The organism is Pseudomonas sp. MWU13-2105 (assembly GCF_023242315.1).
In the GTDB taxonomy this organism is placed as follows: Bacteria; Pseudomonadota; Gammaproteobacteria; order Pseudomonadales; family Pseudomonadaceae; genus Aquipseudomonas.
Genome location: NZ_JALLIY010000015.1, coordinates 1 through 16,453, shown reverse-complemented (window position 1 = coordinate 16,453; position 16,453 = coordinate 1). Strand labels below are relative to the sequence as shown.

The 16,453-nt window shown below is 53.5% G+C and carries 13 protein-coding genes and 1 pseudogene; 6 read left to right on the top strand and 8 right to left on the bottom strand.

Going from position 1 to position 16,453, the window contains the following annotated elements:
• Positions 1–659: 659 nt before the first annotated feature.
• From M5B96_RS21525 to M5B96_RS21510, 4 genes and pseudogenes are all read right to left on the bottom strand, one after another.
• Entirely contained in the window at positions 660–4,571 is a 3,912-nt protein-coding gene (locus M5B96_RS21525; RefSeq protein WP_248799039.1) for a hypothetical protein, read from the bottom strand.
• A 116-nt stretch (positions 4,572–4,687) separates the two neighbouring features.
• Positions 4,688–4,918 (bottom strand): annotated as a pseudogene (locus M5B96_RS21520) (SIR2 family NAD-dependent protein deacylase); the annotation flags it as partial.
• A 118-nt stretch (positions 4,919–5,036) separates the two neighbouring features.
• Positions 5,037–6,176, bottom strand: coding sequence for a hypothetical protein (locus tag M5B96_RS21515; RefSeq protein ID WP_248799038.1), 1,140 nt, complete (start codon positions 6,174–6,176; stop codon positions 5,037–5,039).
• Positions 6,177–6,560: 384 nt separating this feature from the next.
• Complete coding sequence (locus M5B96_RS21510) at positions 6,561–7,076, bottom strand: hypothetical protein (protein WP_248799037.1); 516 nt, start codon at positions 7,074–7,076, stop codon at positions 6,561–6,563.
• 264 nt (positions 7,077–7,340) lie between these two features.
• On the opposite strand from M5B96_RS21510, the gene M5B96_RS21505 reads away from it, so the two are divergent.
• From M5B96_RS21505 to M5B96_RS21495, 3 genes are read left to right on the top strand one after another with little or no spacing between them, the layout of a single operon-like run.
• On the top strand, positions 7,341–8,246 hold the full coding sequence (locus M5B96_RS21505; protein WP_248799036.1) for a hypothetical protein: 906 nt from the start codon (positions 7,341–7,343) through the stop codon (positions 8,244–8,246).
• Positions 8,247–8,251: 5 nt separating this feature from the next.
• The gene (locus M5B96_RS21500; RefSeq protein WP_248799035.1) at positions 8,252–10,261 is read left to right on the top strand and encodes a hypothetical protein; all 2,010 of its coding nucleotides are present in this window, start codon (positions 8,252–8,254) and stop codon (positions 10,259–10,261) included.
• A gap of 7 nt (positions 10,262–10,268) precedes the next feature.
• Positions 10,269–11,189, top strand: a complete 921-nt coding sequence (locus M5B96_RS21495) for a hypothetical protein (RefSeq protein WP_248799034.1) — start codon at positions 10,269–10,271, stop codon at positions 11,187–11,189.
• A gap of 36 nt (positions 11,190–11,225) precedes the next feature.
• On the opposite strand, the gene M5B96_RS21490 is transcribed toward M5B96_RS21495, so the two are convergent.
• Together M5B96_RS21490 and M5B96_RS21485 are read right to left on the bottom strand one after the other, a co-directional pair.
• Positions 11,226–12,215 carry an SIR2 family protein gene (locus M5B96_RS21490; RefSeq protein ID WP_248799033.1) on the bottom strand — a complete coding sequence of 330 codons (990 nt, stop codon included), beginning with the start codon at positions 12,213–12,215 and terminating at the stop codon, positions 11,226–11,228.
• Between the two features lie 80 nt (positions 12,216–12,295).
• Positions 12,296–13,516: a hypothetical protein gene (locus M5B96_RS21485; RefSeq protein WP_248799032.1), complete on the bottom strand. Its 1,221-nt coding sequence runs from the start codon at positions 13,514–13,516 to the stop codon at positions 12,296–12,298.
• Positions 13,517–13,582: 66 nt separating this feature from the next.
• Here M5B96_RS21485 and M5B96_RS21480 point away from each other — a divergent pair, with 66 nt between their 5' ends.
• The 3 genes from M5B96_RS21480 to M5B96_RS21470 all read left to right on the top strand — a co-directional run bounded on the left by M5B96_RS21480 (position 13,583) and on the right by M5B96_RS21470 (position 15,660).
• Positions 13,583–13,948, top strand: a complete 366-nt coding sequence (locus tag M5B96_RS21480) for a helix-turn-helix transcriptional regulator (RefSeq protein WP_248799031.1) — start codon at positions 13,583–13,585, stop codon at positions 13,946–13,948.
• A 25-nt stretch (positions 13,949–13,973) separates the two neighbouring features.
• Positions 13,974–14,261 carry a hypothetical protein gene (locus tag M5B96_RS21475; protein WP_248799030.1) on the top strand — a complete coding sequence of 96 codons (288 nt, stop codon included), beginning with the start codon at positions 13,974–13,976 and terminating at the stop codon, positions 14,259–14,261.
• Between the two features lie 1,093 nt (positions 14,262–15,354).
• Positions 15,355–15,660 (top strand): hypothetical protein, encoded by a 306-nt coding sequence (locus M5B96_RS21470; RefSeq protein WP_248799029.1) that lies wholly within the window; start codon positions 15,355–15,357, stop codon positions 15,658–15,660.
• Positions 15,661–15,838: 178 nt separating this feature from the next.
• Here the strand turns inward: M5B96_RS21470 and M5B96_RS21465 are convergent, their stop codons facing one another.
• Both M5B96_RS21465 and M5B96_RS21460 read right to left on the bottom strand, forming a co-directional pair.
• Complete coding sequence (locus tag M5B96_RS21465) at positions 15,839–16,123, bottom strand: helix-turn-helix domain-containing protein (protein ID WP_248799028.1); 285 nt, start codon at positions 16,121–16,123, stop codon at positions 15,839–15,841.
• A gap of 22 nt (positions 16,124–16,145) precedes the next feature.
• Positions 16,146–16,453, bottom strand: a 308-nt coding sequence (locus M5B96_RS21460; protein WP_248799027.1) for a hypothetical protein, incomplete at its 5' end; no start/stop codon positions are given.

Sequence of the window (16,453 nt, the reverse complement as noted above, 5' to 3'; positions counted from 1 at the left end):
GAACGGGGGCAGAGGAATGATCGGGGGTGAATCTAGGTGATCCAAGAGGTGACAGCATGATTGACCTAGTGATAATGGATTGACTACTATTCATCTGCGCCTAGGCGTGAATCACAGGGTGGTTACAGGGATCTTCGGATCGCACCCCGCTTCTGATGAAAGTCAGATGGCCCAGTGCCAAGTAACAGCGTCCTGCCCCGTCGAACGCATGCAATCGACGGCTGAGAATCCCGCCTAGAGCGGGATTCGCCGTTTCTGGCCCTTCACTTTTGCGGCTTCGGCCGATTCCGTACTTCCTTGGGGCATTGGCCCTTGGGCTTTCTTTGCGTATCTAATGTTGACGTCAATGCCGAATTGACCCTCGTGCTGACGCAAGACTGATCCACCCCAAATCGGCACAAATCCAGCAAAGGCAATGGTTCGCGAGGAACAGGCTGGGTCACTGACAGCTCGGCGACTGGGGGGGATGCGGCGTCGGCGCCAACAGCCTGAGCTCAGATTCGTGGTGGTGCGCTGTATACGGTTGCCCGCCGCATCCAGCACATAGCGCCTCCACAATGTCGACGCCACTCGATGCCATGAAGGCGGGCATGAGAATGAAATCGGGCTGTCAACCGTTGACCAGAATGGGAACAGGTCAAGCGTGCTGCCTAGTGCAGCTACCCAGCGTCCGAACCCCCCTTCGCAGCTTTTACCACCGCATGGATTTTTCCTTCGTGTTGCTTCGCCGAGTGAATCACGCCTCTAGTTTCTAGAGCACTGATAAGTCGCCAGTTGACGTCAGAAGCCGGCACTTCAAGATCTGTAGCTCCTGCAGAAATGGCACCAAAGCCATCATCTCCAAGTAGAGCCAGAGGCCCATCAATGACAGATTGATCATCGAGGAGCAGGATTTGAGTGATGGCTCCGGCTCGCAATTCAGCGTCCAGCAACGCTACGGACGCTATCGATTGGAGCAAAGGCCCTGCCGATTTGGGGAACAAAATAGCGGCTTGGTTAGCTGCACGGCACACTTGGCCCAACTCCTCGACAGCACCTTCAGTAGACTTCACATTATCTAGTGGGGCGCTCGACCACATATCTATCCGATCTTGGAGCGATGGAGCTCCACTTTTGCTCAACTGCACTAGAACGCTTACAGGGATATCAGCGAAGGCAACCTGTAGGCGGGCAGTGGACCACTGCGTCTGAAGAAAAACGGCTTCGAGGGCGTCAGCATGCGCTTTGACAGCAAGATAAATTTCTGGAGAGAAGCCCAGGATTGACGAGCGCACTAACATTTTCCAACGACTCAGCGGAAGCGTTGGAGACAGAATGGTGTGATCGTTGATGATAGTTTTTTTGAGCAAAGTCTCTGCGAGGCTATCGTCAATATCTACCAGGTCGAGCAGAAAACGTTGAAGATCATTGTTCAACTTACCCTCGACTTGCCATAGCGCGACGTTGAGTCGTGCAGCATTCGTCTTCAGGAATTGGGCAAAGCCATCTACCAGCAGCTGTGTAGTCTCATCCTCAGACTTCATCAGTCCGCTCTCAAAGGCTGTCCAAACAGCCTCAGCCTTGTCATTGATGCGATCAGTCCGAAGCGCTACCGCCCAGAGAACCTCAGGCACATCACCCAACTGTTCAAAAGAGCAGTGAGTACGTTCGAGCAGCTCTAACATGAGGGGAGTGTGGCCCTCAATTGCTGCAAATAATGTGATCAAAGACGCCGCGGACTCATCCAGCAACCCCGGTTGTTCCAAGAGCACGCGAACAAAATCACTAGGTGATTCGAGCAGCGCTTTATTCAAGCCATCAATGGCGATAGTGCTTAGATTCCGATAGGTTATATTTCGGGGAGCGGCGGCGCCCGCAACCATTGCAGCAAATGGTCCCTGCCCCGTGCCTCGATCGATCATCGACAACATGTGGAGATTGACCTCGAAGAAGCCGAGCTTGATCAGACTTTCAACATTTTCATGCGACATCGTATCCCCGATACACTTGAAACGCACCGGACGCAGCCTCAACCAATGCCATCCTCCTTCCCCACTAGTCAACCCCGGCATCAAGCGTGAGACATCTTCAAGCTCTGCAATTGCCTCATATATGTCTGCGTACTCATGGGAGGCAAGCTTGCCTAACTGCGCTTCGCTCAGACAATCCAAGATTGCACAGACCAAGGATTGTCTGGCCTCGATCGCCTGAAAGGTCTGGGCATTATCGAGAAGCTCACGAAAAACTTCGGGCTGCAGATTGTATATGGCTTCGATGAATTGCAAGGATCCTGGCCTGGACAACAGTATATGCACCGCCTGGGCCAGCCTTTCGAGGTGGTGAGTAACCCCCTCACGGAAGATGAACGCGAGCTTGTCACTGCCCTCGTCCTTAGCCAAGGTACTATGCGAGGTTTGACACAGATGCCCGATCAATTCAGCCACTATACCCTTGCCGTCATCCAGGCTATCGATGTCAAGCTTCTGGATCACCTTGGCAGGATCTGCGACACGAGCGCTCACCTCTGGTGTGAATCCATTACTTAGCGCAACGACAAATTTTTTGTCATCCACGCTAAGGGAGCCTTCGTAGAAATATCCAAAATAGTCTGAATAGTCCGTGTCCAGGTACCCCGACCGCATCAGGTAAGCGACTATGCCTAACCCTTCAAGCCTATCTCGGATGACATCCGAAAAACCGCTTTTCGCGGCGCCCCTGAAGGTCATGCGGCTCAGTTGGTTAATTTCCTGCTGCTTTCTCTGAATATCAGCGTCAATCTCCGAAAAAGAGTTCTGGAGAAGAGATCTTCGTTTTTCGTAAGACACCTCATTGAGAATTGCATCGAGCGGCTTACCTGGATGCTGGAAGCCCGGGACACGGCCGTACGAATCACTAATACCCATTTGCAGTGATGCACCGGTGCTGACAAGACCATCGAATGTACTGTCAGTCACGAACTGTTTCAGTGTAAAGCCGGAACCTTGTGTGGTCAGAACATGAGTCGCCATTTCACGGCCTAGGGCGTTCATGAGGGCAAACCAAACGTATGATCTGAGTTCTATTAAGCTCGTGGCAACCTCATTTACTTTGCCCGCCCTCAGTGCCCGTAACTTTTTCAGGCTTTCCTGGGCTTCGCTTACCTGGTCACGCCGCCAAGCATCAAAGCTTTCCAGGACGCCATAGATCAATCCTCGGCGCTTCACCAGCTCGGCGTATGCGTCAGGGTACAGGTTCCTGATGGCGACAATGGCGAATAGCTTATTGGGGTTTAGCTCTGCAAGGTTTCCCACAAGGATAGTTGAGAACATGTCGTATTCATTAACGATGTTCTTGACGAGCCGCATGTCGTCAATCACATAACACACGGTCTCGATCAATTTTTCAGCAAGGCCAACCTTGAGCCCTCTCTTGTGCAGCAACTCCGCCATTTTTTCTCTCGAGTTCTCAGAGTTGATGACGGGGATTACAGGGATGATCAGGTCAAAAAATTTGGTCTTCTCGCCGACCGCAAACATCTCGTCTCGAAGCGCATAGATGAAATACACCGGGCGACGGATCTGTGGCGAATGCTCGATGATAAAATTGATCTCACGCAGACGGGTGAAGACACCATGGAGTCCGAACCTGTCCAGATCCTCAATCACCACAACGTTGATTTCGCTTCGCTCAAAGCAGTAGATGATTTCATCCAGATTTTTATGCAGGACCGAGCCATGTTGTGTGGCTTCAAGCTTCCCCCCTTTCAGGGTGAGTCCGTCAATGCTGAACAACGAAGCAAGCTTGAGTGCGTGATACAGCAGATATGCCCCCCCCAAGACAAGCACTGCGACCGCTATGGAGCCCGAGAATGGAAGGTCAATGAATAGTTGAGTCAAGGTGGAGGGGTCGACCTTAATGGGCTTTTCAGCAGCAGAGAGATATTCCCGGATTGCTGCCAGGATCAGTGCAAGTCCGATCCCCCATCTAATCAAAAGGCTACGATTGGATACCTGAATAATTCGCTTGAGCCTTGATTTAGGGACGTCCCTGGCCGGTACCGAGTACAACAATTGCTGAACGATCGTTTCCTCGATTCGAGCGACAAGATCCAGCTCTGTTTTGGAGTCCAATTTTTCTGACTCTCCCCCGGCCGGGGCAGTCGCGCCTGCACCATTCTGGGTCTCCGGCTTGGTAGATGAGTCCGCCTCGATTTTCTCGCTAGCGGCAACCTCAGCCTCTTTTGCCTCCTTTCCGAAGGTGGCCAATGAGACAAACGCATAACTGAACTCGGGATGGCGGTGCACAAACGTACGTATCAGGCTGCTTTTACCAGCACCGTACTCACCAGTGATGGCAATGTTTCGGATCTGGTCGTGCTTGAGTGCGTGCAGCAACTCGCGCTCGTATCGTCCGACGCCATCAGGCTCCAGCAGCACAGGTGTGAGGGGTTCAAATACGCTATCGGCACTGGGTGGTTTCAGGTACAGCTTGGCAGCCTTCAGAGCCTCCCTGAAAGCCTGCTTATAACGCCTGTATTTCCCCCGGATCGACCAAGCAATCCCCCTGATTCGCTCCTGCTTCTCTTTAGTAGAGATAATCAGCCGATTGCGCATCCGGTCTCCTCGGGGGTAGTGATCGTCGGATCTCCAGATAAGCTGCAGGACAGCGCTGAAATGGATCCGCCTAGAATTGAAGATGATACCTCATCGCCATCACGTGATCTCTGCCAGGCTTGGCGAACCTGGTTTCGTCGCCATAGGTACCAGCCCCATACGAGAGCAGGGTTCTCGCGGAAGGCGTCCGCCGTTTCCAGGCGTCGAGGGTCGTACTTCGACCAGAACCCAGTTAGCTTGTCGCGGAACGTCGGTATTCCGCTGTCTGCGGAGATGCCGGCGCCCGTGAAGAAAACGATCTTCTTGGATACGCGTAAAGCCTCCACAGCCCTTTTCATTTGGTTCATGAATCAATCCTCAGCAGCGCAACGGACCTTCCCTCTAGCGGCCAAGGATGATTTTTTCGTGATGGCCGCTGACCCGCAGGGCCCAATTGACCCATTCACTTCGGATTTTTGGGGCCTCTCAAATGTCTCCAGCCGATGGCAAGCGCAGCATGAGTGAATGACTCAGAGCATCGCGCAATCCCGTCGGGATGCTCGCTGGACCGTGCCGTGAAATTGGACTCACCATCTGCCCATCAAACGCATTGCGGATTGTGTCGATGACATCGTCTGGTACCTTCGTCATGTCGTATTGAACTATGGGGGTCGTGCCAGGGAACAATGTATGTATTGCCATGAGCTGTGCCAGCTCGGCCAGCTTATGCTCATGCGTCGCTACAAATGCAACTTCGACATGACCACCATTCACTGGTGGCTTCAACAGCAGCTCTGGCATCCTCAACAGCAATAAATCCCACGCCGTAGCGGAAATATTTCTGGCCGCCTTTTTACGTGAGCTGTTCTCCTTGATACCAAGCAGAGAGCCTGCTTGACCGCTGAAATAATGCAACGCAAACTGACTTTCCCGCGCAAGAGAGAAATGCAGCGTGGTGCTGATGAACTGCTGATAAGCAATGTACTGTTCAGCCGGCGAAGCCCCTCTCATTTCGAATTCGCGCAACAGGACCATTTTCAGCAGCGCAATCTCTGTGGCTTCAACGGTCTCCAGAGCCTCGCGCTGGCTGTGGCTAGCGATAAATGAATGCACATGCTGCTCAGCGATGTCGTCAAGGGAATCCACGGCTTCCTTCGCAAGATAATGCTCAATGGCGGCAGGAAGCAGGCGTACGGTACCCGTCGCTAGAAAATAATCGGTGTCCATCGCTAAGAAATTGTACAGCAGCCGTAATCTCCTAGTGGCGTGGAGCAAAAAATTAGCATGCGTTGACTTTGCGTACTGCTCCGTTAAAAAGAAGCCGGCGCTAATATCCCATCCTTCGCGTGAGACGAACTCAGTAAAGCCTCGCATGCCATCGCTGACCTCCCCGCCGGACATCAATTCTGCGATGCCGTCGAGCAAGTTCGAGTCGACCACGACCTTGGCACAGGCTGGATAAGCCAGCTCGCCTTCTTCCCAGTACTGCTGATTGATCAGATACGGCTGTTTACCACCAAATTGATCAATCAGCATGACGGGCTTATTGATCCCAAAGGTCTTCGTACCGCGCAGCCAGGGCGATTCGATTGGAGAGTCCTTCACCAACCATTTGAATGCCGTCATGTTGCTCCTTCATTTCCCGGTTTTTTTGAACAACTGCTTACGAATCAGCCGTATTCTGCCAGCGGTTTTAATGCGCGGGCCCGTTGGGTGGCGCGCTCGACCAAATCAGAAGATTCCACATTCCAAAGACGATGGAAGGGAAATTCAATCCCAGTCCTCTGACCTAAAGGTCTGCGCGGCATCGGAGCATCCTCTCAGCTGTAGTGGTCAACTAATCCCGGACACGATGTTAAGTTCTTTCTCGGCAGGCCCCGATATTCAGCTTCGCCGGAAAGCCCCAACGACGCAAGTCTGCAACCACAAGCCGGGCATAGGGGCAGCAAGACATTGGGCATAGGTCAGGTACGATTCAGAACCGGCGCTATCGTGAGAAAAAGTGGCGAGTCAGGTCGTAAGATGTCGACAATGCGATCTTTCCACTCCAAACCCGTCAATCGCTAATCCGCACTGGTACTCCACGTACTCGACTTCAGCCTCAGATTCACCATCTGGGCCGCCATGGATCGTATAAACATGACGCCTGACTAGGGGATCACCGCATTCGGGACACACCAAGTCGCTTTCACGAATCAAGTCAGACAGGGTAGTCAGCTTGTCCTGGATGCCTCGAAGCTCCCCTTCCTTCAGCTCGATTTCCTTGCGATGTGTGTCACCGTCATTTTTGAGACGGGCAATTTCATCCTGGGTAACCTTGATCCGATCGTTAAGGGCAGACACCAACACGTCAGGTGTCTGAGCCTTCAACGCGGCGATCTGGTCATCTTTATCAGTCAGGCGCTCTTTGAGCAGTTGAATAACCCCGTCCTTTTGTTGCACCAGTAGGCGATAGATCGCGAACAGGGCGCCGATGAAGCCGACGAGTGAGGCGAGTTGCGTGTAAAAAATTATTTCGTTGGTCATCGCTAGGTTCCTTGGCTTCGTTTGCCTTGGGCTGCAACTGTGTCCGCGCTGGTCATAATTTGACTTAGACCGCCGATCTTGACTAGCCGTAGCCACCTGACCACTGAATCAGTAGGTCGTAAAGATACCAGCAAGCGAAAGGTGCTTGCTTCAGTCTTCGAGAGCCAGCAATCTTGGCAAATGGCTAGCATTGAGGCTACCCAAGTCGCTCTGGAGGGATTGGCCTCCCCGTGAGCTCAGAGCCATATAAGCAAAGGACGCTCCATGCCCTTCCATGTGCCAGATAAGCATTACTCCCTTTACAGCGATGTTGAGCGTCGCTTTCGAGGAATGCTTCAGCGAGGGGTGATCACCGGGACCGAGGAAAGCACCCTCGATCGCTGGCTTGATAACTTCCAGTCCGAAGAAGAGCTGTATTTCGCCGCGCGCGTCCTGGAGCGGCTGATTTTCCGATCCCAGGGCATGATCGAAAGCTCAATCGATCAGATGCTGCACTGTGTACTTCCCGCCTACCTTCGCCAACGGGACCTCTATCCTCACCCAAGCATCGAGGCTTTCCTCGAGGCGTTAGGCGAGTCGATCCCTTCCTACCCTCTGCGGTTCGTAGGTGTCGACGGAAATCGAGCATTCGACACCGGAAAGAGCGGGGTGGTCATCATCCGGCACTACAAACGGCACGCCGGCATCAACAAAGCCATCACCTGCCGGCCGGACAGTCTGAGTCCGCCACCCGAAGGGGTACGCTGCCTGGTGTTTGTCGATGACATGCTGGGCACAGGCAAGCAGTTCAAAGACTTTGTGAGCGATAACAAGTTGGCGGAAATCCAGGGCGTACACATGGTGTATTGCCCGTTGGTTGCCTTCGAAAAGGGCATAGAGAAGCTGCAAATATTTCCTTGGCTTACCGTTCTTCCTATCGAAGTGTTGGACAAGCGACATCAGTTCTTCAGTGCGTCCGCGAAGTCGCCTAAGCTTTGGGCGGTCGATGAAATCAACACTGCGGCGGACGCGAAGGCATTTTACAACACGTTAGCCGCAGACAAGGGAATTCCAGGATCAACGAGGCATGGCCTAGATCTCGTGCTTGGATTTGAGCACTCCACTCCCAACAACTCGTTGTCCCTTCTCTGGGCTGAATCAGAGAACTGGACCCCATTGTTCAAGAGATGACCTCTATGCCAGCAATAGCAGACGCGTTCCTGAAAAACCGAGCTGACAACCTGCCGCCAGACGTTTTCCAAGAGTTCATCGTTCCCCCGTTCTTTCAGCACATCAGCATCTTTAGGGACAGCAAATCAGTGCGCGTCCTCGGAGGTCGTGGTTGCGGCAAAACCATGTTCCTGCGGTTCTTCTGTCATGGCTCGACCTTCAGTGCTCACCGCGAAAACATCAGTGATGATGAGTTGTCGAACCTCGGCTTGTATTTCCGCCCCGATACCGGCTTCTGTTCCTTGATGACCCCGGAGTGGCTTCAGAAACAGAGGGATGGTTTTGCATTTTCCCACTACCTCACACTGAGTCTTGTGGCCGAGATATGCCAGGCCATCAAAAATATCGACGCGGCCCAGAACCTTGCCAATGGCTCGCTGAGCTTGGGCAGTGCACGGCTAGGTACAACGCTGGTCCGGCAACTGGACCTGCCCGAACCGACCATTCAAGCCTTGCATCTGCTTATTGAAGAGCGCATGGCCGATTTCGATCTCTGGGTTCGCAACCCAGATCAATGTGAGGTGCCGCGGTTTGTACATTTCTCGACCATTCTTACTGCGCTCGCAGACGACCTCGCAAACCATTCTCCACGCTTGAGGTCGATCGCGTTTCGCGTCTTTGTTGACGAATTCGAGAACCTGCTTCCTCGGCACCGTGAAATTATCTGTGATGCGATCAAGCACCCCAGTCAGAGGATCGCAGTACACATTGCCCATAAGCGCGAGGCGGTCACCGATCTGAAGACAAGTGGTCAGGAGCGAATTGCTGAGATTCACGACATCCGCACAATCGATCTCGAGTCCTGGCTGGTCAAAGATAACGACTTCGAAGTCTTGGCTGCGGAGCTCTTTCTCTTCCGGATCTATCAGGTAGATGGGGTGGTTTCGTGTCCTGCGTTCAAGCCGGAGTTACTTCATGATCCAGTGCATTTGCCATACCGGCTAACCACTGAATACAGGCAGGATGTAGTCAACTGTGTGAAGCAGATCCTGCCCGAGCTCAATGCCCCTGAAATTGCCCGGCTAGCCCTGGCTGACCAGCCTCTTCGCCGACGCATCTCAGAGATGATCAAGAAAGGGCTCGAATTCCAAGGGCTAGACGGTACTGTCAAAGCCGAGGACCTCATCAGCGAAGAAGTACCTGAAGCCAGTATCGTGCTTGGTGCCATCCTTAATCGCAAAACCCAATCCGGTAAAGATGCTCTGGGCCTATTCAAACAAGTGCTTGAGAAGGGCCGGTCAAACACAGATGTGTTTTACAAGGCTGGCGGCTGGGTAGACAACAACCTCTATGGCTGTCTGTTCCATATCTATGCCGGGCTGCCGAGAAGGCCAAATATCCTCTACTCAGGCTTTTCTCGCTTCTGTAAAATCGCAGCGCCTAACCTGCGCTTTTTCCAAGAGCTCTGCCACAGCACACTGCTTTTGGCCTACCAGCGTCAGTCGGCTGACGACATCGGCGAGCCGCTGTGCGTTGACCAGAACAATCAGGCGCTCGCGGCGAAGCAGGTCTCGGATGCCATGTTCGGAGACATCATGCAACTGGGACCTCATGGTTACCGGTTGCTCGACTTTGCTCGTCGACTGGGTGGGCTATTCGAAGCCTTCAACAGGCGTCGCAGCCAGAGCGAGCCAGAAATCAATCACTTCTCTATCAACGAATCGGACGCGACGCGGCTTTCTGAGGCAGCTCAAACGATTCTTCGAGAAGCGAAGATCTGGTCAGTGCTCTGGGAAACCAAGGACACGAAGAACAAGGCCGATGTCGACGCGGCTCAATACGAGCTGGTACTGAACGCAATCTATGCACCGCATTTCAAGATCAGCTACAGGAAACGGCGCAAGATAACCCTCAGCGCAGCACAGCTCGACATCATCCTCACTCAATCGGATTCACAGTTTGAGTCGTTGGTAAAGCAGCTCGTCGACTCACAGGACGACGACACCACCGCCAAGATCACTGGCTCCCTGTTCTGAGGTTATCGTGCGCTTTATCAGACAAGACCTTATCGACGAACAAGGGCTCGACGCCCTAGACAAGATGGAAATTGCGTTCACGGGTATTGAGGACCTGGATGACCGGACCGAATACTCCATTGCGCGCTCGAAGCAGTTGGCGCGTCGAAACGTACAACTGCGATATGACCCTGAAAACTATGTGCTGCATGCTGGCAACAAGCAGTACCGGGCCAACGATGCCGAACTGGAAGACTTCTCCCGGGACTTCAAGGCTGCGTCAGTAGTTGTAGATGCTACCTCCCTGGACTTCTCAGAGATCGCGCTTCTGCTCTACGCCTACACCTTCTCCCAAAAACGACCGAAGATCGGCTTCCTGTACGTCGAGCCTGAAGAGTATGTTCGCCGCAATCTCGAAGACCCTGCGGTCAATGGTGCTGCTTTCGATCTGAGCATTGGCTTCTCAAGACAGCCGATCCCGCCATTCGTGAGTATGCTCGGCACCAATGACGCTGTGCATCTGGTGGCTTTTCTTGGGTTCGAAGGTGGCAGGCTTACTCAGAAGCTCAATGACGATGACGGCCAGTTTGTAAGGAAGGTGACCATTATTTTCGGGATTCCCCCCTTTCAGGCGACTTGGGATCTTGAGGCCTTCATGGCGAACAGCCGACTGCTGGAGACGTCTGCAGCGACCGTGAAATATTGCGGTGCCAACAACCCCAAGGCAGCCTACGATCTCCTCATGAATGCCTATTCGTCATTGACTTCGAAAAGTGAATGCAACCGCCTGGCCATCTGTCCATTTGGGACCAAACCGATGGCCATCGGAGCTGCTTTGTACTGCGCTGCGCAACGCAAGGCTCGCGTTCTGTTCGACCATCCCAAACGCAAGCCAGGCCGAACCAAGGGCGTACACTGTATGCACTGGTACGAAGTGGACATGGGCTGAGAGCGGTACCGAAGCTCTCAAGGCGCTTCAAGTTTCCTAAGGAGAGATAGGAAACTTGAAGCTTCCCTGCTTCCCTTTCGGCCGTTGTCTACGCGCAGAAGCTGAATAGTCATATTCCTCAACGGGAGGCTCAGGAATGGGCATCAGCTCTGGGTATGTCTTAATCCGATGTTCGATTTCATCGGCAATACGCAGATAGCACTCCACGTAGCTGTCTGCGACGACTGGGACGACCTCCACGTTGAGGGAGCGTAGCAGGGAGGTTACGGGGGTATCTGCGCCGGAATCGAGCGCCGCATGGTAGTAGAAGACTTTACCGGTCTGGTTGGTGCGCCGGCGCTTGTGGAGCAGCAGCCACCACAGGTCGATTTCGGTGAAGTCCATACCAAGGCCGACGATGTGTAGATGGTCTCTCAAAAAATGGTCGACCCAGGAGTAGATCGAAGCATTCGTGGTGAAGTCCAGATTACCGTTTTTGACCGGGGAGGACATTCGGTACCCGAGCTTCTTGATATCAACCCCTTCGGTGACGTAATTGCGGATCTTCTGCAAGCTACCAGCATACTGGTCATACCCCAAGACCATTGAGCTTGGTCTCGCTGCGTCTCCATGGACATGCCAAACCTGCTTGTCGCCGGCCAAGTATCTGCGAAACAGGCTGTATCGAGATTCAGGATAGAGGAATGCTGGCCCGTAAAGCGGCCCCACGAAGGTCTCCTCGATCGTAAAGTCGTAATTGGTGGTGAGGATGACCTGGAATGGGTTGCAGATCCTCCTGTGCGCCTCGATGGGAGTTATCTGCTCGAGAAGCTTGGCGAACGCCACCTTGACGGCGTGTTCTGTATTCCTGAAAACGCCCGCTGACCGAGCGCACAGTTCTTCGATGAACATCGAAAGGGGCTTAGAGCCTAGGTGTTGAATCAGTTCATCAGCATCAAACTGGCTGGCGAGTTCGCGCAGGATTTGTGTCCAGTCCTTCTGGAGGGCCGCCCGGTTAACACCATTCCCTAGCAACAGGCTATGCATGGATCCTCGCTCCCTGGTAGTTGCTGTACAGGATAAATCAGCCGGCCCGGTTGCAGTGTTTCTTCTACTTCTACTGTTGCTCAAACTGGGACGGGCATATCGAGTAGCGTAGTGACTGTCAGATGTTTCGCACACGCTCCCCGGGCAGCTGCACGACGCCAACTTGAGCACTCGGGGCTGGTGATCCAGCGCACAACGCGTTCCTGATGTTCCACTGGAGCTCTGACCCGGAACACTGAGTCCGAGTAGGGGCTCTCACCGCTGATAACCACGGCCTTGCGCTCAATACATCGTGTACCGACCCGCGGCAGCAGGATATCCCCGGCAACAGCCTGCTGATATCCCTGGAGGGAAAAGTTTTCGAAGGAAATCTCCATACCTGACTTGGGGAAGTCCGAGGTGTGAAAATGCTGCACGCCGAGTTGGGTAAATTGGTTTCGAGTTCGGCTGCCACGCACGATGGACACATTGAGATCCTTCATCGTGACGCATCCTCGGGCGCGCCTCAGCGCCGAATCCATCTCACCAAACTCGTGGTGGCCTGAGTCCATGCTTTCAATCGCTTGCTCAGGACTGATCTTTCGCTGCGATATCAGTTCGAAGCTGTCATCGAGCAGCCCCAGCGAAACCCGGCGAACGCGTTTGCTTCCGAAACGGATCACCAGAACGTAGGCCTGAACTTCAACCTGCCATCCGAACGCAAACCGAGGGAGTTCGTAGCATTCGATCTCACAAGCTGTTTCAACCAGCATCTTGCGAAAGGGGAGGCTTTGAATACCGCACGGAATGTCCGCTCCCACGATGAAGGCTGCGGAGCCTGCGGATTTCAGCCTGCTCAGCGACTCCATGACGAAGTAGAGATCAATCGGTGCCCATGCCTGCTGAATGTCTAGGTCGGGACAGAAATTCAGAAGACGCTTCCGCGCCCGGGCAGGCAGATCCTGAACACCATAGGGAGGGTTGCCAATCACGTGATCGAACTCGCTGTCTCCCAGGGCCTTGCCAAGAGCAGATACTGAAAGCACATCGTGCTTAAGGTAGCGCACGCCGCTCAGTTGCGGGCTGGAGTCAATCATCGCCTGTTCGAGCTCCACACCAACATAGCTCGCAGGCTTCACCGCGCTATGTACGGCTTGAGCCAGGCGACCTGATCCCGATCCGAGTTCCAGCCAATCACCGCCACGAGCCCCCAGCAGGCGCACCACCGCATCAGCCATTGGCTGGGGTGTCAGGATTTGACTTAGACGGGCACGCGCGCCCATCACCGCCCTATAGCGCTTCACTGATTCAGTCGTTCGCATCTCTCTTCCACCTCCTAGTGATTGAGAGCTTGTTGCCATGGCTCGTACTTGATATCGTACCGTTCTATGCCAAGAATCGCAACATTACCGACCATTAAAGTGATTGCAGCACGCAGTCAGCTGCGGCGTTATATCACAGAGCTGGGAATCTCGGATAATGAGTATTCCAGGCGCTGCGGCGTGCCCCAATATACCCTCTCAAAGTTTCTGAACGGGCACATCAAGACGTTGACCCCTGCCGTTGAGAAGGCGCTTTGTTATGCGAATATTGGCATAATTCACGATGTAACCGATTTGACTCAACACCCTGCGATTCGCAAGGCCCTCGGGCATGCCTGGGATGGAACTGCTCAAGGCGCTGAGACCTTGGCGCTGATGATTGAGGCAATGGCGCCGCTCATTCGGGCTTCGCAAAACAGCACGCGGCAGTAGCCATACATCACTGGATGTGTGCGGCATGGGTGACGAGGAAATTGATCTGCTGGCGGAAGAGCCTATCGAGGCCGTAGCCGGACTCATGACCTCTATTCAAAAATGCAGAAGGGCTGTTGCGGACGGCCTTTCGAATGCAATCACGGACGTAGCAATTCAGCAGGTGCTCGGGGAAAACCTGGATGCTGTCGACGAATTGGCCACCCATTGCTTCCTAGAGGAAGTCTATGTCGACTCGCACGAAGTCACTGGCATTACTTCCGAAGCTGTTCATGTCAAAGCAAGCGGCGCCATCGGAGTTACTCTGCAGTGAGGCTTCTACCGCGGCGTTGTAACTCCAGGCACGCCTCGTATATCCATCGACTCCGTGGCGAGCCAGATGGAATCGATGCGGATCGGAGAGTACACCGAGCCCTCTTCGAACCGCTCATGTAAGCCTATTTTTCTCACTGTTAACTAATGTGGTTAACAGTGAGAAAAATAGGCTTACACGCGGCCGCATCGCAGGGGATCTGTGTCGACGGAATGCCGTGGGTCAGCAGGTCTAAGCTCTCGACCATGTGAGAGAATCAGGCGAAGCTCGAAACCCGATATGAACAAAGGAGATCAAAATTGGCTGATCTAGATCCATTTTGCTACGGAACGCAAAACTCACTGCCATTTTTCAATCGTGTCATGTCAGTAGCTAGGACCCTGCCCATCCTGGGAAACGCGCAAGCCAGTGAAATCAGGTACATGTTTCACTTCAGTGTAAACAATGGGATCAGCGCTTTCTCGGCTCGACCTCTACTCTATATGCTGGGCTGACGTCTTAAGCGCAGAGCTCGGAATAATCAAAGCCATTACCAACGCCCCCAACCCCGCTAATTACTCATCGCTGTATATGCTGCGCATTGGCCTAGATTCGACTCAAGAGCTTTGCGAAAGTCCCTTGGTAGGTGATTGGGTAATCGGCAAGCCCGGGCAATGCGTGGAATATGGGCTAGCACAGCCCGTCTCATCCAATAACTTTGGTCGAGTACAGCTGACCTTGGACATCTTTAGTAGGTCTGAATAACGCTATCACGAGACATTTCTCGACACACACGGAATAACTCGGCACCGGGGTATGCGGGAATATTGGGGTTGCTCTAGGCCCCCGTGGCACTGACCACGGCTTTGGCATCCCAATGACCCTGCTCCGAGCGTACGCATAGGCGGGGATGTTTTGCATCGGTACTGACACCTGCCCCCCCCGTACAGATCCGTACGTGCGAAACTACCGCCTGCCTCGGGTATTTGAGCTGAAATACGCAATAGAGCACTGCGTCAGATAGGCTCGCCCCTTACGTGTCGACCGATGGCCAGTCTGGGCAGGCCAAAGCCTCTATGCTGAATACGGAAGGTAAAAGCGAGGCTTGAGCACCATGAAGATCACCGGTCGTGTCGAAATGGAAGCTGTGACCGACGTGCGTTGCGACGTATGCGATGGCTCAACCCGTCTGGATAACGGCAACCTGCAGTATGGGATGCTCCAAGCGCACTGGGGGTACGGAGCGTTGCATGACGGGGGGCATTATGAGGTGCACCTCTGCGAAAATTGCTTCTTTGCTACCCTCGCGTACCTCAAGCAGGAGCGACGCACGGTGAATATGTTTGAGGATGACCATCGACAGCCCGACGACGATTTTGGATTGGTCGCCAAGGGTGATTTTTTTCGTGATGGCTCCTGACCCAGTGCCTACTTCATCGATCCCATAACTTCGGATTCTTCGGCTTGGGTGACCTCGACAGCGACTCCATGTACTGGTGAAAAGCATGAGTCCGGCGGCTCATTTCTGCATCAGCGCTTACACACTAGGTTGAATGGGTACCAGCACCGGCTAGAGACAGGCCTCTCGGATGGGGGGATCAGTTGGCTAATGTGGGGTCGAGTTCACCGCGGACACGATGAAAGAGCTCTTCGACGCTGAGCTCTTGGTCTTGAAGGAGGTAACAGCTGGTGAGAATCGTCAGTGGGTGGACACCGAGCACCGAAGCCAGCTCTTCGATTTTTTCAAGCGTGGGGCTTTTGAGGCCTCGTTCCAGGGTGCTGAGGTAGGTTCGGCTGCTGACTTGCGAAAAGTCTTCCTGCGTCAACTCTTTGTTTTTCCTGATCCTTTTCAGCGCCGCCCCAAAGGCTTGTTTCAGTTCCATTTTGCTTCGCTCGCAAAAGGAACTATGGAGCGTCAGCGAACACTTTAGGACTACAATCTATAGTGTTCATTTTTTGGGTCATTTGAAATACGCTTACCCAGAACCGCCATTCAAGGCAATCCTCAAAAAAGCAGAACTGGATGGCTAAAGAGCTGTACTCGTTCGGTAAGGTGAAGTGAAGAATGATGAGAAAGGGAATTGCAGCTCTGATGGTCTGTGCGCTATCTGGCTGCGCGTCGCTGATGTATCCATACGCTAATCTCTCGCCTGAGAAAGCAGGCGAGGAAATTATCAAGGCCGAATCGCCCCAGACCCGGGTCGACGTTTGAC